Genomic DNA, 18,630 nt, shown 5'->3' with positions numbered 1-18,630 from the left:
CCCTATTTCAATGCAGAGTTGAATCCGGAGCGCAATTGGCGTGAGATCGGAGCCTATGTCAAGTTGAAATAAAAGTGCCTGAAATCATCGCCGGAGCAGTGAATTTCAAGCAACGCTACTGTACTCAACTGTCCACAAGTGCGTTTCATAAAAAGAAAATTCACCTGCGCAGGGGCTGCGCAGGTGAAGGGCCGGTTGCATGGATTCCGGTCAGCCGTGGCGCTGCTGTGTGACGATCACCGGGATCAGCAGATCGCCCCAGTTGCCGTCGCCGCCATGATGTCGTGCCGAGCGCACGAGCTCCACCGAGACGCCCGCCTCGACCGCCTTCATCACCGACTGGTTGAGGCGGTGCAGGTCGTTGGCCAGCATGCGGATCGTCGCCTGCTGGTCGACGTTCATCGTCGTCGACTGTTCCTCGGCGCGTTCCTTGACACGGCTTATCGATGCCATTGGTCTTCTCCTTCCAAGCCCTGTTGGGCGTTTCCTCTGAGTTCTTCTGTTCGCTATTCGGCGGCCGGTTTGAACTGCGCGTGCTCTGTCGATTCATGCATGGCGGTGGTCGATGACTGGCCACCGGTGATCGCCATCGACACGGCGTCGAAATAACCGGTGCCGACTTCGCGCTGATGTTTGGTCGCGGTGTAGCCATCGGCCTCGGCCGCGAACTCCGCTTCCTGCAACTCGGAATAGGCCGCCATCTGCCGCGCCTTGTAGCCGCGCGCCAGTTCGAACATGCCGTAGTTGAGCTGGTGAAAGCCGGCGAGCGTGATGAACTGGAACTTGTAGCCCATGGCGCCGAGCTCCTTCTGGAACCTGGCGATCGTCGCGTCGTCGAGGTTCTTCTTCCAGTTGAACGAGGGCGAGCAATTGTAGGCGAGCAGCTTGTCGGGATGATGCTTGCGCACGCCCTCGGCGAATTTCCTGGCCTGCGTCAGGTCCGGCTTCGAGGTCTCGCACCAGATCAGATCCGCGTAAGGCGCATAGGCAATGGCGCGGGCGATGCAGGGCTCGATGCCGTTCCTGACATGGTAGAAGCCTTCCACCGTGCGGCCGGCGTCGTAGTCGACGAAAGGCTGGTCGCGTTCGTCGATGTCGGAGGTGAGCAGCTTGGCGGCTTCCGCATCGGTGCGCGCGACGACCAGGGTCGGCGTGCCCATCACGTCCGCCGCCAGGCGCGCGGCGTTGAGGTTGCGGATGTGCGCCGCGGTCGGGATCAGCACCTTGCCGCCGAGATGGCCGCATTTCTTTTCCGACGCCAACTGGTCCTCATAATGGACGCCGGCGGCGCCCGCCTCGATGAAGGCCTTCATGATTTCGAAGGCGTTGAGCGGTCCGCCGAAACCGGCTTCCGCGTCGGCGACGATTGGCGCGAACCATGTCTCGACCGAAAGCCCGTTGCCTTCGGACGTTTCGATCTGGTCGGCGCGCTGCAGCGTCCGGTTGATGCGCTTGACCAGTTCGGGCGCTGCATTGGCCGGATAGAGCGACTGGTCCGGATACATCGCGCCAGCCGTGTTGGCGTCGGCGGCAACCTGCCAGCCCGACAGGTAGATCGCTTTCAGCCCGGCGCGCACCTGCTGCATCGCCTGATTGCCGGACATGGCACCGAGCGCGTTGACGAAGTCCTCCTCATGGATGAGCTTCCACAGCCGGTTGGCACCCATTTCGGCGAGGCTCTGACGGATCTGCACCGAACCGCGCAGACGCTTCACATCCGCCGCGGAGTAGGGCCGTTCGATACCGTCGAAACGACCTTCCGGGGCCGATGGCACGAGGTTGTAAAAATCAGTCATTGGTCACTCCGAGGAATTGCTGAACTGTGTCAAGGCTTCAAGAATTTGGGGTCGTTGGGTTATGACTGGATTTACATTTCTGCGCGACATCAGCCACAAAAATCAGGGAAACCGACGGAATATAAGAGAAAACCTGTGTTGCGTTTGACAGAGGTGCGTTGTAAATTTGTCATTATTGTAAAAGGACCGAGCCCAGAAATTCGTGTAAATGCTGTAAAGGACAGTCCGTGGCTGACCAGAAGATTTTCGCCGGGCCGCGCATCCGCCGCATCCGCAACGCCAAGGGCCTGACGCAGACGGCGATGGCCGAGGGTCTTGGCATTTCGCCCTCCTATCTCAATCTGATCGAGCGCAACCAGCGGCCGCTGACGGTGCAGCTGATCCTCAGACTGGCCTCCGTCTACAAGGTCGATCCGCACGAGCTGCAGGGCGAGGCGAGGGGGTCGGTCGCTGCCTTGAAGGAAGTGTTCACCGATCCCCTGCTGGTCGGCGAGTTGCCGGGAGATCAGGAACTGATCGAGCTTGCCGAGGCCGCGCCCAACGCGTCCGCGGCGGTGATAAAACTGTTCCGCGCCTATCGCGAGCAGGCCGAGCGCCTGTCCGACCTAAACGAGCTATTGGCGCGCGAAGGTCGGGCGACGGCGCTTTCCGGCGCCCGCCTGCCGATCGACGAGGTGCACGAGATTTTCGAGCGCCGGCCGAACCATTTCGCTGCCCTCGAGGGGGAGGCCGCGGCGTTCACCTCGGTGCTCGATCCCGGCGACGATCTGTTCGGCGCGCTGAAGGCCTGGCTGAAGCGCGAATATGGCATCGTGGTCAAGGTGCTGCCGGTCGCCACCATGCCGAACTGGCGCCGCCGTTATGATCGTCATTCGCAGCGCCTGTTCCTGTCCGAACGCCTGTCGCCGTTCGACCAGTTGCGCGAAGTCGCGATGGAGGCCTGCCTGATCCGCATGACGGTCGCGGTCGCCGGCGAGATCCAGGCGCTCAAGCTGAGCACCGACGAGGCGCGCCGCCTGGCCCGCTTCGAACTTGGCCGTTATGCGGCGCATGCGCTGATGATGCCCTATCAGGCCTTTCACGCGGCTGCCGTGCGCGCCCGCTATGACATCGATGTCCTGCGTTCGCGCTTCGGCGTCTCCTTCGAACAGGCAGCCAACCGGCTGACCATGCTGCAGCGGCAGGGTGCCTCGGGGGTGCCGTTCTTCATGCTGGAGGTCGACAATGCAGGCAACCGCTTCCGCAAGGCCGGCAGCCAGGGCTTTCCACAAAGCCGCTTTGGCGGCGGCTGTCCCAAGCTGCCCGTGCATGTTGCCTTCACCCAACCCGGCCAGGTCTTCGTCGAGGCAGTGGAAATGCCCGACGGCGCCGAGTTCCTGTGCATCGCCCGCACACTGGAAGGGCCGCAAGGCGCATTCTCGGAACGTCCGCGCCGCACCGCGCTGCTGCTCGGTTGCGACATCGGCTTTCGGGACGAGATCGTCTATGGCGCGGCATTGCCCGGTGCGGCAATCACCGCAAAGGCCGGCAGTATTGCGGCGACGCCGGTCGGGCCTGCCTGCCGGCTTTGCGAACGCGTCGGCTGCCTGGCGCGGGCCGAGCCGCCGGTGACGCGCCCGCTCGGCCTTGACGAGATGGTGACGGGCCTGAGTGCCTTCGATTTCCAGTAACGCCGTGTCCTCTGAAATGGGGGCAAGGTGCCATAATTGTCGCCGGCCGCTGGCTCAGTTCCGGCCTGCGCCTTTGCGTTACGCGAACAGAGCATCTTTTTGTCGTCCCTTGCGCATCGTCCCGTCCACAAAAGCCCGACAGTCGCGCTCATGATCGATACCGCATCGCCGATCGTCGCATCGCCAGCCGTCTCGCCGCGCGAGGAGCGCGTCGGCATGCTTTTGGTCTTCCTGTCGGCGCTGATGTGGAGCTTCGGCGGCACCATCGCCCGCTTCATCACTGTCGGTGACAGCTGGACGGTCATTTTCTGGCGATCCGTCTGGGCAGCCGCCTTCCTGGTCTGCTTCATGGTCTGGCGTGACGGCTGGCGTGGCACGTTGAAGCTGTTCCACGACATGGGTCTGCCCGGCCTTGCCGTCGGGATCTGCTTTGCCACCGCATCGACCGCCTTCGTCGTGGCGCTGGCCTACACCACCGTCGCCAACATCCTTTTGATGCAGGCAGGCGTGCCGTTGCTGGCGGCGCTGTTTGCCTGGGCGTTGTTTCGCGAAAGGGTCGGTGTCGCCACCTGGGTGGCAATCGCCGCCGTCATCACCGGCGTCGCCATCATGGTGTCGGAATCGCTGGATGGCGCCGTCTCGCCCATAGGCGATGGGCTGGCGCTGTTGATCGCGGTCATGTTCTCGGTCGCCACCGTCATCACCCGGCGGTTTTCCGGCGTGCGCATGACGCCGGCGACGTGCCTCGGCACCATGCTCGCGGCCGGCTTTGCCGTCTCGCAGGCATCGACCTTCACCGTGTCAGTCAGCGACATGGGCTTTCTGTTTGCCTTCGGCGTGGTCAATCTCGGCCTCGGTCTCGCCTTCTTCGCCACCGGCGCACGGTTGATCCCGGCGGCCATCGCGGCTCTGCTCGGCACGTTCGAGCCGATCCTCGGCCCGATATGGGTCTGGCTCATCCATTCCGAGGTGCCGTCGGGGCGCACCATCATCGGTGGCGCGGTGGTGGTCACGGCGCTGCTCGTCCATATCGGGCTCGAATTCAAGCGCCAGGCACGGCCCGAACGCGCAGGGGTCACCGGGGTGCCGTCGCCTAATTGAAGCGGCCTGCAGCTTTGCCATTGACAACGTCGCTGCAGCACGGGCAGGCTGGGAATACGGCAACAACAAGACAGGCGTATCTTGCCAAGTCTCCCAGCCGGTCCGATCGGGACCGGACCATATCGTCGTATCTCTGCCCGCGCCACGGCGAAAGCCTATGACGGTATTGGCACGCCTCCCAGGCCGCCTCAGGGGCATCCAGCCATCTCATCGAACCGCCTGCATGGTCTCGGCAGTTCGCGCTTGTCGCCCCTTGGAAAGCTCAATAGTCTGAAGAAAATGCCGGTCGCGCTGATATCGCGACGAGCCGGTGAAGGAACACTCATCAAAGGAGAATAGCATGATCCGCAAAGCGCTCTGGCTTTCGGCAACCTCGGCATTCCTGACATTGTTCACCGTCGGCGGTCACGCCGCGGATCGTGTCGTCAACGTCTTCAACTGGTCGGACTATATCGACAGTTCGATCATCGACGATTTCACCAAGGAAACCGGCATCAAGGTCGTCTATGACACCTTCGATTCCAACGAAATCCTTGAGACCAAGCTGCTTGCCGGCGGCAGCGGCTATGACGTCGTCGTGCCCAGCGGCAATTTCCTTGCGCGCCAGATCCAGGCCGGCGTGTTCCAGAAGCTCGACAAGTCGAAACTGCCCAACATTTCCAACATGTGGGACACGGTTACCGAGCGAACCGCCAAATATGACCCCGGCAACGAATACTCGGTCAACTACATGTGGGGCACGGTTGGCATCGGCTACAACATCAAGAAGGTGCAGGCGGCGCTTGGCACTGACAAGATCGACAGCTGGGACGTCTTCTTCAATCCCGATAGCCTGGCCAAATTGAAGGACTGCGGCGTCTACGTGCTGGACTCGCCGGCAGATATCATCCCGGCGGCGTTGAAATATCTCAACCTCGACCCGAACAGCACGTCACCCGATGATATCGCCAAGGCCGAGGAGACCTTGCTCAAGGTGCGGCCTTACATCAGGAAGTTCCATTCCTCCGAATACATCAACGCGCTCGCCAACGGTGATATCTGCCTGGCGGTCGGCTGGTCGGGTGACGTGTTCCAGGCCCGCAACCGCGCGGTCGAGGCCAAGCAGGGCGTCGAAATCGGCTATTCCGTGCCGAAGGAGGGCGCGCAGATGTGGTTCGACCAGATGGCAATCCCCGCCGACGCGCCGCATGTGGCGGAGGCGCTCGAGTTCATCAACTACATGATGAAGCCGGAAGTTATCGCCAAGTCGTCGAACTACGTGCTCTACGCAAACGGCAACAAGGCTTCGCAGCAATTCGTCGACAAGGCATTGTTGGAGGATCCTTCGGTTTATCCCGATGCCGAGACCATAAAGAAGCTCTACACCGTCTCGCCATACGATCCCAAGACCCAGCGCGTCATCACGCGCACCTGGACCAAGATCGTCACTGGCCAGTAAGCAATCCGACACGGTCCCGGCAGCCACCTGCCGGGACCGTTTCTACCTGGGGCAAGAAGCAAGAAAATCAGGACGGAGTGGGATATGAAATCGCTTGGCAGCATCCGCAGGGATTTTGCACCGTGGAACGACCCGAATGCCAAGCCGTACATCCAGTTCGACAACGTCACCAAGAAGTTCGGTGACTTCACCGCCGTCAACAATCTGTCTCTGACCATCTTCGAGCGCGAGTTCTTCGCGCTGCTCGGCGCCTCCGGTTGCGGAAAGTCGACGCTGCTCAGGATGCTCGCCGGCTTCGAGGAGCCGACAGCCGGCCGCATTCTGCTTGACGGCCAGGATCTGCGTGGCATCCCGCCCTACCGGCGGCCTGTCAACATGATGTTCCAGTCCTATGCGCTGTTCCCGCATATGACGGTCGAGAACAACATCGCCTTCGGTCTCAAGCAGGACGGCATGCCGAAGCCCGAAATCGCATCGCGCGTTGCCGAGATGCTGAAGCTGGTCAAACTCGAGCAGTTCGCCAAGCGCAAGCCGCACCAACTATCCGGCGGCCAGCGCCAGCGCGTCGCGCTCGCCCGCTCGGTCGCCAAGCGGCCGAAGGTGCTGCTGCTCGACGAGCCGCTCGGCGCGTTGGACAAGAAGCTGCGCGAAGAGACGCAGTTCGAACTGATGGATTTGCAGCAGAACCTCGGCCTGACCTTCGTCGTCGTCACCCACGACCAGGAAGAGGCGATGACCATGGCCGATCGCATCGCCATCATCGACAAGGGCGAGGTGATGCAGGTGGCAACGCCGGCCGAAGTCTACGAGGCGCCGGGATCGCGCTTCGTCGCCGGCTTCGTCGGCAATGTGAACATGTTCGAGGGCAAGATCGCGCGTGGCGAGGCCGGCAGCGCCAGCATCGATGCCGGCAACGGCCTCACCATCCGCACCGACAATGCCGGCACCGCCGGCGCCGGGACGGCCGTCACCTTCGCCATCAGGCCCGAAAAGATCAAGGTGTCGTCGAAAAAGCCGGCCGAGGCGGTCAACGCCATCGAGGGCGAGGTCTACGACATCGCCTATCTCGGCGACATGACCGTCTACCATGTCAGGCTGGACGACGGCCAGGTGGTGCGCGCGAGCACCATGAACGCGGCCCGTATCACCGAGGATCCGTTGAGCTGGAACGACCGCGCCTGGGTTTCCTTCCGGCCCGATGCCGGCGTCGTGCTGACGCGGTAGGGGCGACCATGTCGAGCGCCGCCGTCACCACCTCATCAGCCTCTCCGGCATCCAATGCCGGCAAATCCATCCTTGCCAGGCTGGGTGCTGCCTTCGTTGGCCGACTGGTCATCATCATCCCGTATGTCTGGCTGCTGTTTTTCTTCCTCATTCCGTTCGTCATCGTCTTCAAGATCTCGCTGTCGCAGACGGCAATCGCCATTCCGCCCTATACGCCGGCGCTCGATTTCAGCGGCGGCATTTCCGGGTTCCTGGCTCAGCTGAAGCAACTCAGCCTCGACAATTACGCCTGGCTGACGCAGGACGCCCTCTACTTCAACGCCTATGTAACCAGCGTCATCATCGCCGCGGTCTCGACGGTCCTGACATTGCTCGTCGGCTACCCCATCGCCTATGGCATGGCGCGCGCGCCGGCGACGATCCGCCCGACCTTGCTGATGCTGGTGATCCTACCGTTCTGGACCTCGTTCCTGATCCGGGTCTACGCCTGGATCGGCATTCTCAAGCCCGAAGGGCTGCTCAATCAGCTGCTGCTCGCCACCGGCGTCATCCACCAGCCGCTGATCATCCTCAACACCTATACGGCGATCTTCATCGGCATCGTCTATTCCTACCTGCCGTTCATGGTGTTGCCGCTCTATTCCGCGCTTGAGAAGATGGACTATTCGCTGATCGAGGCAGCCAAGGATCTCGGCTGTCCGCCGACAAGTGCGTTCTGGAAGATCACCTTCCCGCTGTCGCTGCCCGGCGTCATCGCCGGCTGTCTGCTGGTGTTCATTCCGGCCGTCGGCGAGTTCGTCATTCCCGATCTGCTCGGCGGCTCGCAGACGCTGATGATCGGCAAGACGTTGTGGAACGAGTTCTTCGCCAATCGCGACTGGCCGGTATCGTCGGCCGTTGCCGTCATCCTGCTGTTGCTGCTGATCGTGCCGATCATGCTCTTCCAGCGGGCCCAGGCGCGCGCTCAGGAAATGGACAGGTGACCTCATGAACGCCACCTGGAGCCGCTTCAACATCACTTCGATCGTGCTTGGCTTTGCCTTTCTCTATCTGCCGATCGTGCTGCTCATCGTCTTCTCGTTCAACGAGTCGAAACTGGTTACGGTCTGGGGCGGTTTCTCGACCAAATGGTACGTCTCGCTGTTCCACAATCAGGGCCTCATGGACGCGACCTGGGTGACGGCGCGCGTTGGCCTGATCTCGGCCACGGTAGCGACCGTTCTCGGCACGCTGGCGGCACTCACCTTGACCCGCTACACGCGCTTCAAGGGCAGGGTGCTGTTCTCCGGCATGGTCTTTGCGCCGCTGGTCATGCCGGAAGTGATCACCGGCCTGTCGCTGCTGCTGCTCTTCGTCGCGGTCGGGCTCGACCGTGGCTTTCTCACCGTGACGCTCGCCCATATCACGCTGACCATGTGCTTCGTCGCCGTGGTCGTGCAGTCGCGGCTCATGACTTTCGACCGCTCGCTGGAAGAAGCCGCGATGGATCTTGGCGCAACGCCGGTGAAGACCTTCTTCCAGATCACATTGCCGGTCATCATGCCGGCGATCGTCTCCGGCTGGATGCTGGCTTTCACGCTTTCGCTCGACGATCTGGTCATCGCAAGCTTCACCTCCGGGCCGGGCGCGACGACGCTGCCGATGAAGATCTACAGCCAGGTTCGCCTCGGCGTGACGCCGGAAATCAACGCCGCCTGTACCATTTTGATCGCCGTCGTGGCGATGGGCGTCATCATCGCCTCGCTTGCCAACAAGCGGCGTGAGGTGCAGCGCCAGCTCGACGAGCAGGTGGCGCAGCGCGGGTGAAAGACAGAAGGCGCAGTGTCGCCTATTCCCCCGAAACGCCGCGGCTGATCGGGGAAATGAACGGCGTGCTCCAGGTTCCGCCGACGAAGAATGATGACTGGTTGGGACCTTGCTGGCCGTTGGCCTGCGTTGCCGCCTGGTCAGGCTGAATGACGCCGCCGGACAAGGCCAGTCCGCGCCCGGCGTAGGACGCGATGCCGGACAGCCAGATCTTGTACTTCGCTGAATTGGCCTCGGCCTTGTCGATCCGCGCCACGCCCTTCGAAATGGTGGCCTTGATCTCGGCACCGTCGATCGGCAATGTTCCGTCAGAGACATCGTCGAGCGCGAAGAAGCCGCCCTGTTCGGTATGTTTGAGGAAGGCCGGCAGGTTGAGCTTGCTCAACGCACCCGGCCCGAAGGTCGCCGAGACCGAGCCGTCGGCATTGTCGAAGATGGAATCCCAGGTTCTGCCCGGCCCCTTGAGGATCACCGAGACGGTGCCCGTGCCGACCGGCACCAGCCGCGTCATCCCTGCCGCCGTGCCGAATGCACCGCCGTCGATGTCGGACGCCAGAAGGCGGATTTCGACCTGTGAGCCTTCCGGCTTGCGATCGAAGCGAAGGCTGGTCTGGATGTTGCCGCCGAAGGCCGAGGCATCGGAGATGTCGAAGACGGACAGACCATCCTTGACCTGGGCCGTGGCGGCGACATCGGCGAGCTGGATAGGTCCCGCCGTGGCGTGGGCTGCCGACAGCCTCAGATCGAGATTGATCTTGTCGGCGAAACTTGTGTCGATTTCGCCGGGTCCCGCCCCTCCGGTCGGCACCAGCGGGGTGAAGGCTGACAGAAACGATCTGAGGTCGAGCGTGTCGAAGGCGAGCGTGCCGGAGATCACAGGTTGTGCTTCGCCAAGCGAGAGGTCCAGTGCACCCATCCCCGGATTGTTGTCGAGTGCAATTGCCGTGTTGTCGAACTTGACGCGCCCGCCGGTCGCGGTGATCTTGCTCGAAATGCTGACCGAGCCGATCGCTGCACCCGGAGCGATGCCGGCCTGCGACCATTCCAGGACACGCCGCAGCGAGGGTGCCGAGAACTTCGCCTGACCGTCGAAATAGGTATTTTCAGACATGCTGGCCGTGCCGTCGAACGAGAAGGTGGCGGGCGCCGCCTTAAAGGACAGCGTCAGCGGCGCCGTGCCGCCGGCAAACAGCACAAGCGGTCTGGCCGAGGCGACGTCCAGCGCGACGCTTTCGCCCCGCCAGATCCCTGTTGCCGACAGCGTCGCATTGCTGTTCATCGCCGCCCAATTCGCCTGACCGTTTAAACTGCTCAGGATCTCGACGTCCTTGCCGCCGATGGACGCTACCATTCGGCCGTCGCGAAACTCGACCGTGCCGAAGGTGTCGGTAGGCAGCTTGTCGAGGTCCGGCTTGGCGGGGTCGGCATTGACCACGCCGCGCGCCGTGTCGATGGAACGCGTGATGCGCCCGCCGGTGGGGACAGCGGGCAGGAAAAGGCCGGCAGGCGTGCGCTGGACCCGGATCGTCGGCCGCACCAGCCGCGCCGTCGAAAACACCACGTCGCCGCGCAGCGCCGCCATGGCGGAAAGGTCGACCTCGACCCGTTCTGCCTCGACCACAGGCGGCGCCTCGGTGTCGGTCCATTGTGAAAGCGTCACATCGGTCAGGATTGCCCGGAATGTCGGCCAGACCTCGATGCGCGGCGAACCGTCGATGGCGACCCGGAAGCCGCTCCACGCGCTCATTTCCCAGGCGATGCGGTCGCGCACGATACGGGTGGAGGCAATCAGCGGCAGGGCGGCAACGACCAGCGCGACGACGATCACGGCAGCGCCGATCGCCCATATTCCGCGCCGGATCATAGATGATGGCATATGGCCCCGTATGCTTCCATTCCGACAAATCGCCCGGCGGGTGTAACCCCGATCGTCACCACGACCCCGGTCGTCACCACGACCCCCAGTCATGACCACGACTTCCGGCCGCCACCACGACTTCAAGTTGTCACTACGACTTAGGGCTGAGGCATTTCAAGTCTTTATGGCCCGGCGATGGCATTTGCGCACATCTGGTCGCATCAGCCGAACAAAATCTTGCTCTGCTGCGCTGCGATATGCATAAGCGATGGCGACCGTGGAGGAACGATCATGGCTGCCGGACAACCGCTCTGGACCCCGACGCAAGACCAGATTGACGCAGCACCCTTGACCGCCTTCACCAAGGCCGCCGGAGTGAAAGCCGGCGTAGCGTTTTCCTCGTATTCGCAGCTTCATGCCTGGTCGGTCGAGGACCGTGAGGGGTTCTGGAGCCTGATCTGGGATTTCTGCGGCATCGTCGGCGACAGGGGCGATAACCTGCTCGTCGACGGCGACAAGATGCCCGGCGCTTCTTTCTTTCCCGATGCGACACTGAATTTCGCTGAGAATCTGCTGAAGAAGACCGGCTCAGGCGACGCAATCGTGTTTCGCGGCGAAGACAAGGTCGAGCGCCGGCTGTCCTGGAACGCGTTGCACGCGCTGACCTCGCGGCTGCAGCAGCTTTTCCTGTCGCTCAAGGTGAAGAAGGGCGACCGCATTGCCGCCATGATGCCCAACATGCCGGAGACCGTCGCCGCCATGCTGGCCGCGGCCTCGATCGGTGCCGTCTGGTCGTCTTGCTCTCCCGACTTCGGCGAGCAGGGCGTGCTCGACAGGTTCGGCCAGATCGAGCCCGTCGTCTTCATCGCGCCGGATGGCTATTGGTACAATGGCAAGGCGATCGAAGTCGCCGACAAGATCGCCGCGGTCGCGGCCAAGCTCGGCACTGTCCGCAAGATTCTGGTCGTCGATTATCTCGGCACATCGACTGATGTCGCCGGGACCATCGACAAGGCGGTAGCGCTGGAAGAGGCGCTGTCGCCCTTCGTCGGCAAGCCCGTTGCCTTCGAGCCGCTGCCGTTTTCGCATCCGCTCTACATCCTGTTTTCGTCGGGAACGACCGGCATTCCCAAATGCATCGTCCATTCGGCCGGCGGCACGCTGATCCAGCATGTCAAGGAACACCGGCTGCATGCTGGTCTCACCGATGGCGACCGCTTCTTCTACTTCACCACCTGCGGCTGGATGATGTGGAACTGGCTGGTGTCGGGGCTCGCTTCGGGGGCCACGTTGCTGCTCTATGACGGTTCGCCCTTCTACCCCGACGGCAGTGTGCTGTTCGATTTCGCCGATGCCGAGAAGATGACGTTCCTCGGCACCTCGGCCAAGTTCATCGATTCCGTGCGCAAGGCTGGCCTCAAGCCGATCCGCACGCATGATCTGGCCACTGTGCGGGCAATCTCCTCCACCGGCTCGCCGCTATCGCCGGAAGATTTCCGCTTCGTTTATGACGGCATCAAGAAGGACGTGCATCTGGCTTCGGTCTCCGGCGGCACCGACATCGTCTCCTGCTTCGTGCTCGGCGTGCCGACGCAGCCTGTCTGGACCGGCGAGATCCAGGGACCCGGCCTTGGCCTTGCGGTCGATGTCTGGGACGATGACGGCAGGCCGGTCCGGCAGGAGAAGGGCGAGTTGGTCTGCACCAAGGCTTTTCCGGCGATGCCGATCGGCTTTTGGAATGACCCCGAGGGCAAGAAGTACCGGGCGGCCTATTTCGAGCGCTTCGACAATGTCTGGTGTCACGGCGATTTCGCCGAATGGACCGCGCATGGCGGCCTGATCATCCATGGCCGCTCCGACGCCACGCTCAACCCGGGCGGCGTGCGCATCGGCACGGCGGAGATCTACAACCAGGTCGAACAGATGCCGGAGATTCTGGAAGCGCTGTGCATCGGCCAGGACTTCGACAACGACGTGCGCGTCGTACTGTTCGTGCGCCTGGCCGCCGGCGCGCAGCTCGACGAGAATCTGGAAAAACGCATACGCGCTAAGATCCGCAGTGGCGCCAGTCCCCGCCATGTCCCGGCCAGGATCGTTGCCGTGTCGGATATTCCCCGCACCAAGTCGGGCAAGATCACCGAGCTTGCTGTGCGCGACGTGGTGCACGGCCGCGCCATCAAGAACAAGGAAGCGCTCGCCAACCCGGAAGCGCTCGACCTGTTCAAGAACCTGCCACAGCTGGCCGAGTGACCGCCAATGGATGTCGCTCCAGAGGAGCCACTGTTGGAGGCAACGAGATGGGTGAAAAAGGCCTTTCCAGCATGGTTAACGAAATATCACGCTAGAATTTACCTAGATTTCATGAGTGGTACACATTCGTAAATTTTCCGGAGCCCCGGTAAGGAGTTGTTAAGGTCCGGCGTCGATAGTCGCAGGTAACTTGAGGGAGAAATCCCGTTCCTCAGCCCCGAGGATCCGAATTCGCTCAAGCCCCCGTTGTGACAGCAATCCCATCTCTTAAGGCGTCCTTTGGGCGCCTTTTCTTTTTATCGGGACCGAACCGCGGAGAGGGCTGACCTATTCCGCGAGCACACGGGTCGACGGAAAAGCGACCTCGACCAGAGTGCCTTCGCCCGGTGTCGAATTGATGGTGAACCGGGCACGGTTGGCTTCCACCATCGCTTTGGTCAACGGCAGTCCAAGCCCGGTCCCGTCGCCGCGTCCGCGCTTCAGCGCGTTGATCTGCTTGAACGGCTTCAGCGCCTGCTCGATCTCGGCATGGCTCATGCCGATGCCGGTGTCGCGCACCCGCATGACGACGTCGCCCGAGGTCTCATAGGCGGTCGAGACGATCACCTGGCCGCCGGCCTGAGTGTAACGGATGGCATTCGACAGGATGTTGAGCGCGATCTGGCGCACGCTGCGCAGGTCGGCCACCACTTCCGGCAGCCGCGAAGCGAAGCTGGAGCGGATGATGACCCGTTCGCGGTTGGCCTGCGGCTGCATCATCGCCACCGTCTCGGCCAGCGTGTCGTTGAGCGACACCGCCTCATAGGCCATCTCCTGCTGGCCAGCCTCGATCTTGGAGATGTCGAGCAGGTCGTTGACCAGGTCGAGCACATGATTGCCCGAGCGGTTGATATCGCGCAGATAGTCGCGGTAGCGGTCGTTGGCGACAGGTCCGAACTTCTCGTCGACCATCAATTCCGAAAAACCGATGATGGCATTGAGCGGGGTGCGGATCTCGTGGCTGATGCGGGCCAGGAAATCGGTCTTCTGCGAGGACGCGCGCTCGGCCACCGCACGTGCCTGCGTCAAGTCCTCTTCGGCCCGCTTCCACTGCGTGATGTCGCGAACGACGGCGCAGAAGCCGCTGTCGTTGGGCAGCCGGCCGATGGTCATGAACAGCGGAATGAAGCGTCCTTGCGACTCGCGCCCGATCACCTCGCGGCCGTCGTTCATGACACTCGCCACGCCGGGTTCGGACAGTCCGTTGAGATAGTCGCGCGCCGCGCGCTGGCTTTCGATCGCAAACAGCGAGGCGAACGGCTTGCCGGTCACATCGTCGCTGTCGAAGCCGAACAGCGCTTCCGCAGGCCGGCTAATCGATCGGATGGTGCCGTCACGGCCGATCAACACGACGCCGTCGGTGGCGGTGTCGATAATGGTGCGCATCTCGGCGATGCGCGCCTTGAGTTCGGAAATATCCGGCTGCGTCTGCTCGTCGCCAACCACATGCAGGCTCGCCGGCGCATCATCCTCGCCGGAGCGTCGCACGACCAGCATCAGCGCCTTGCCGTCGCGCCAGGGGACCGAGCGCAAAATGGCCTCGATCGGGAATTCCTGTCCGTCACGCGTTTTCAGCCGCAGCGCGCGATCGGTGCCGTCGGAAACGCCGTCGTCGGCATAGGGGTCGGCAAACAACGCGCCGAGGCCGCCGGCATCCGCCAGATCGTCAAGCGCCTCGTAACCCGTCAGGCTGAGGAATTCCTCATTCGCATAGTGCAACCGGTCCCCGGAATGGATGAGCAGCGGCACGGGCAGCTTGCCGAGCAGCGACGTGTCCGGAGCCTTGTGTTCATCTCCGGCGGAAAACGCCGACGGCACGAACCCTTCGGCCTTGAGCGGCGGAACCTGCAGGCGAGGGCGCTCGAGGGGTATTTCCGCAGAGACGCCTGCGGTTTCCTCGCCAACCGTCTGCTCGTCGGGCGACGCGGCTTCCTCGTCGGGCTGCGCCCAATCCTCATTGTCTTCGGCATCGCGAAAATCCGCCGACGTCATGCTGTCGTCATCGAGGCCATCATGTGTCGCGTCAGTGGATTCAGGCTCTTCGCCGGGCGAAACGGCAGCTGTGTTCTCTGGTTCCGCCGCCACGGGGCCACGTTCGTCATCTTGGCCGGCATAGTCGAGCAACGAGCCCGTCACATTCACCCCCGAGCGGGCGTCACGAGGGGCTTCGTCCGCGTGACCGTCAAGCCGTGCCAGATCCCGGTCGTCTTCGGCATCGACATCGGATGCCTCGACCGGTTCGTTCTCTGGCCCTGACGCAGGGATGCCGTCGGTGCGCATCGGGTCGTCGGACGCATTGACCGGAGCCTCGGTCTCCGCTGCCGATGCCTCCACAGTCTCGGTCTCTGGCGGCCCGACCGGAGCGCTATCCTTCTTCAGCCGCTCGCCGATTTCGCGGAACGCGCTGCGTTCCAGGGTCGACAGGCCCTTGTCGTTGGCAGGCTGGCGATGTTCGGCGAGCCGGATCACCTTATCGGCAAAGCGCCGCTCCTGTTTCGGCACGATGGTCAACGCCGGCACCTCGCCCTTGAACGGATCCGATGCCTGCGTGTCCTCGGTCTTGGGCTCTTCGGCGTTCGGCTGTTCGGGCGCGGGTTGGATGACTTGCGGTTCCGGCGTTGCCGGCGCCTGGCTATTGGGCACCAGCGCCATGCCGATGGCCTCCGGATCGACGACCGCGTCGCTGGCGCGGGCGACGCCGAAGCCGCGGAAACCCTCGAAGGCGCGGCTGCGGCCATAGACAGGCAGCGCCGCCAGGTCGACCGGTATCTTCAGATCGGTGCCGACGACCGGCCACAGCACGGAGCGCCCGGACCAGGTATCGCGCCGTTCGAGGAGCCCTGATATCTCGCCGGAGGGGTCGAGGCCGAATGTAGCGGCGACATCCCGGAAGCGGCGGCCGATCACGTCGGCCGCCGGCTTGCCGACGATGTCGGCGAATTCCGGCGACAGCGCGCTGAACTTGCCTTCGGCATCGGTGCGCCAGACGAAGCGCACCGGCGCCGCGGCGCGGTCTATCGCCGAGACGGTCGTCGGCGTGGCCGTGGACTGGACTTCCAGGGCGGCCGGCTCTTGAGGCGCTTCAGGTCCGGACGCGGCAGGTCGCGGCGCCTGTTGCCCTCCGTCCTCGCCGGCGTTGAAGTACCAATGGTCGTGCTGCGCGGGCATGCGCTCTGCTGCCGGCTGATCGCTGTTAGCCGCCGTCGGCGCCTGCCCGATCGCATCGGCGATCTCATGCTGCGATGCGGCGATGTCGCCGGCCGGCTGCGAGGCGCTCGGTTCGTCGGTCGGTGCCTCGCGGCCCTGTTCCGGCTGGGAAGCCGCGTCGCCAGCAGGTGCCGTCTCGGCAATGGTTTGCGTAGGATGTTCGCCCGCAGGGGCTGTGTCGTCGAGCTGGTCCTCGTCGATCACCACCAGCAGATGCCGCTCCTCGGTCAATCTTGCCAGCCCTGCCGGGTAGGAGGCCGTGCCGCCGGGGACAAGGCGCTTGACGATGCGGTCGCTCTCGGCTGCGACGTCGGCAACCAGTGCCGCCAGCGTCTCCGGCAGGATGCCCAGTGCCGAAAATCCTTCCGAGGCCGCCTCGACGTTGCCCCCGGCATCGACAAAGGCGATGAAATGACCATCCTCGGTGAGGCCGCTAATGGCGCGCGCGGCGATTTCGCCGGCACTGCGTGACCCGGTCTGAGCCGCCGGCACTGCCAGCATGATCGCCTTTTCGGCGTCCGGCATGGTCACCGCACTGGCCAGGAAGCCGACGGCGCGGCTGGTCATGCCGGTCGCCAGCCGCACCATGATGGCGCGGTCACTGCCAATCTCGGGAAATCCGCTGGTCGCCATGATCTGGCGCCTGGCGATCACGGGCAACTGCGCCGAGGCGCCGATGATCGCCTCGATGTCGGGATAACCGAACATCGCGGCTCCTGGCCCGTTGGCCCAGATCACCTGCTCCAGATCCGCCGACAGGATCGCGATCGCGTCGCCTGCCGCAAAGCGCTGGCGGACCGCGTCGAGCACGGCGACATCGAGGAAGGAATATTCGGACGGCATGCGCTTGGCGGACCTCACGGAGCGGCGATTTTGCAGTTAACGCTTTGTTAATAAAAGCCGGAGGCGCGAAGGTCCACAAGCCAGAACGTGCAAAGGCTGGAATCTGGGCTCTTGGTTAACGGCCCAAAAGAAATTTATGGTGCACTGCAACAAAGATATTGCAACGCACAAAATTTGCCTTTATATTGCCATCATACAGGAACGAGACGGCTTTCTGTCAAAGCCGCTGCCGCTGAAAAGGATGGAAAATGTCCAGGACCAAGACCGCCGAGACGATCGAAAACGTTGAATTCCCGAGCTTCGACGCTTCCAAGGCCACCGACCAGATGCGCGCCTTCGCCGAAAAGGGCGTTGAGCAGTCGAAAGAGGCCTATGCCAAGCTGAAGACCGGCGCCGAGGAGACCCAGAAGGCTCTGGAGTCGACCTACGAGAACGCCAAGACCGTTTCCAACGACCTGTCGCTCAAGACCATCTCCGCTTTGCGTGCCAATGCCGAGGCCGGCTTTTCCCACCTCGAAGCCCTGATCGGCGCCAAGTCGCTGTCGGAAGTCGTCGAGCTGCAGACCGCCTTCCTGCGCAAGCGCGTCGAATCGACCGTCGAGCAGGCCAAGGACTTCCAGGCCGTTGCCTCCAAGGCGGCCGAGGACGTCTCCAAGCCGATCAAGACCGCCTTCGAGAAGGCGATGAAGGAAATCAAGGTTGCCTAACATTTGCGCATGATCTGAAGATGCAACAAAAGGTCGCATTTTCTTAAAAACGATCAGGTGTATGATAGCAGCCATCAAGGAATACCCGGTGAGTGGAACCTCCTCCCTCTGCTCCCCGGGTGACCAGCCAGCACCTCCTCCCGCTGGCTCGTAACAGGAAAAGGCCGGCACCTCCTCCCGCCGGCCTTTTTCTTTGTCCGTCGCCCGGCCCTTGCCTGCGCCTTCTTGCTGGGCAAATGCCGCGTCGATGTGGGGAAGTGACCTTTGCTTTCCAAAAGCCTTGAATTAGAATCCATAAGCCCGTAAGGACGCATCGCCGAACGACAGAGCGGGCGGATGAGTTTCTGTTTCGATCCGCTCAGGCAACGTGCCGTTGTAGCTCAGATGGTTAGAGCGCCGGATTGTGGATCCGGAGGTCGCTGGTTCGATCCCAGCCAACGGTACCATCGACTTTCCTCGCTAAGCTATTGAATTTACTATAGAAGTTTCGACAGCTAGTGATTAGCCTTGCGGCTATTTCCGATTTTGTGATACCTAATGTGTTTCTTATTGTGATACAAATAGGCTGGTCACCACCGAGTCCAAACTGGTCTTCTGGTTGATCGTTGCGGCCTCGCTGGTGCTCGGCATCCTGCTGATCATCCCGATCGGCGGCGCCGACATGCCGGTCGTCGTCTCGATGCTCAACTCC

General features: G+C 62.7%; 12 protein-coding genes, 1 tRNA gene and 1 pseudogene. 10 read left to right on the top strand and 4 right to left on the bottom strand.

Going from position 1 to position 18,630, the window contains the following annotated elements; genetic code table 11:
- Positions 1 to 210: 210 nt before the first annotated feature.
- Positions 211 to 453, bottom strand: a complete 243-nt coding sequence (locus NP503_RS30310; RefSeq protein WP_127268365.1) for a hypothetical protein — start codon at positions 451 to 453, stop codon at positions 211 to 213.
- Between the two features lie 53 nt (positions 454 to 506).
- Positions 507 to 1,796 (bottom strand): isocitrate lyase, encoded by a 1,290-nt coding sequence (aceA, locus tag NP503_RS30305; protein ID WP_127268366.1) that lies wholly within the window; start codon positions 1,794 to 1,796, stop codon positions 507 to 509.
- Between the two features lie 227 nt (positions 1,797 to 2,023).
- Here aceA and NP503_RS30300 point away from each other — a divergent pair, with 227 nt between their 5' ends.
- The 6 genes from NP503_RS30300 (at position 2,024) to NP503_RS30275 (ending at position 9,035) form a co-directional block, all read left to right on the top strand.
- Complete coding sequence (locus NP503_RS30300; RefSeq protein WP_127268367.1) at positions 2,024 to 3,466, top strand: short-chain fatty acyl-CoA regulator family protein; 1,443 nt, start codon at positions 2,024 to 2,026, stop codon at positions 3,464 to 3,466.
- A 150-nt stretch (positions 3,467 to 3,616) separates the two neighbouring features.
- Positions 3,617 to 4,567 carry a DMT family transporter gene (locus tag NP503_RS30295; protein WP_127268368.1) on the top strand — a complete coding sequence of 317 codons (951 nt, stop codon included), beginning with the start codon at positions 3,617 to 3,619 and terminating at the stop codon, positions 4,565 to 4,567.
- A 340-nt stretch (positions 4,568 to 4,907) separates the two neighbouring features.
- Positions 4,908 to 6,005 (top strand): polyamine ABC transporter substrate-binding protein, encoded by a 1,098-nt coding sequence (locus tag NP503_RS30290; protein ID WP_127268369.1) that lies wholly within the window; start codon positions 4,908 to 4,910, stop codon positions 6,003 to 6,005.
- 84 nt (positions 6,006 to 6,089) lie between these two features.
- Entirely contained in the window at positions 6,090 to 7,229 is a 1,140-nt protein-coding gene (locus NP503_RS30285) for an ABC transporter ATP-binding protein (protein WP_127272201.1), read from the top strand.
- 8 nt (positions 7,230 to 7,237) lie between these two features.
- On the top strand, positions 7,238 to 8,212 hold the full coding sequence (locus tag NP503_RS30280) for an ABC transporter permease subunit (RefSeq protein ID WP_127272202.1): 975 nt from the start codon (positions 7,238 to 7,240) through the stop codon (positions 8,210 to 8,212).
- Between the two features lie 4 nt (positions 8,213 to 8,216).
- On the top strand, positions 8,217 to 9,035 hold the full coding sequence (locus tag NP503_RS30275; RefSeq protein WP_127271643.1) for an ABC transporter permease: 819 nt from the start codon (positions 8,217 to 8,219) through the stop codon (positions 9,033 to 9,035).
- A 22-nt stretch (positions 9,036 to 9,057) separates the two neighbouring features.
- On the opposite strand, the gene NP503_RS30270 is transcribed toward NP503_RS30275, so the two are convergent.
- Positions 9,058 to 10,911: an AsmA-like C-terminal region-containing protein gene (locus NP503_RS30270; RefSeq protein ID WP_127272203.1), complete on the bottom strand. Its 1,854-nt coding sequence runs from the start codon at positions 10,909 to 10,911 to the stop codon at positions 9,058 to 9,060.
- A gap of 273 nt (positions 10,912 to 11,184) precedes the next feature.
- Between NP503_RS30270 and NP503_RS30265 the strand changes: the two genes are divergently transcribed.
- Positions 11,185 to 13,143: an acetoacetate--CoA ligase gene (locus NP503_RS30265; protein WP_127270180.1), complete on the top strand. Its 1,959-nt coding sequence runs from the start codon at positions 11,185 to 11,187 to the stop codon at positions 13,141 to 13,143.
- Positions 13,144 to 13,470: 327 nt separating this feature from the next.
- Here NP503_RS30265 and NP503_RS30260 read toward each other — a convergent pair whose 3' ends face one another.
- Entirely contained in the window at positions 13,471 to 17,232 is a 3,762-nt protein-coding gene (locus NP503_RS30260) for a PAS domain S-box protein (RefSeq protein ID WP_127272204.1), read from the bottom strand.
- A gap of 248 nt (positions 17,233 to 17,480) precedes the next feature.
- On the opposite strand from NP503_RS30260, the gene NP503_RS30255 reads away from it, so the two are divergent.
- From NP503_RS30255 to NP503_RS30245, 3 genes and pseudogenes are all read left to right on the top strand, one after another.
- On the top strand, positions 17,481 to 17,939 hold the full coding sequence (locus NP503_RS30255) for a phasin (protein ID WP_127270189.1): 459 nt from the start codon (positions 17,481 to 17,483) through the stop codon (positions 17,937 to 17,939).
- A gap of 369 nt (positions 17,940 to 18,308) precedes the next feature.
- A tRNA-His gene (locus NP503_RS30250) sits at positions 18,309 to 18,385 on the top strand.
- Positions 18,386 to 18,504: 119 nt separating this feature from the next.
- Positions 18,505 to 18,630 (top strand): annotated as a pseudogene (locus tag NP503_RS30245) (NAD(P)(+) transhydrogenase (Re/Si-specific) subunit beta); the annotation flags it as partial.

Origin of the sequence: Mesorhizobium sp. SEMIA396 (assembly GCF_024518615.1) — a bacterium.
Taxonomy (GTDB): Bacteria; Pseudomonadota; Alphaproteobacteria; order Rhizobiales; family Rhizobiaceae; genus Mesorhizobium.
The sequence above is the reverse complement of the archived record's forward strand: the minus strand, read 5'-3'. Positions and strand labels throughout refer to the sequence as shown.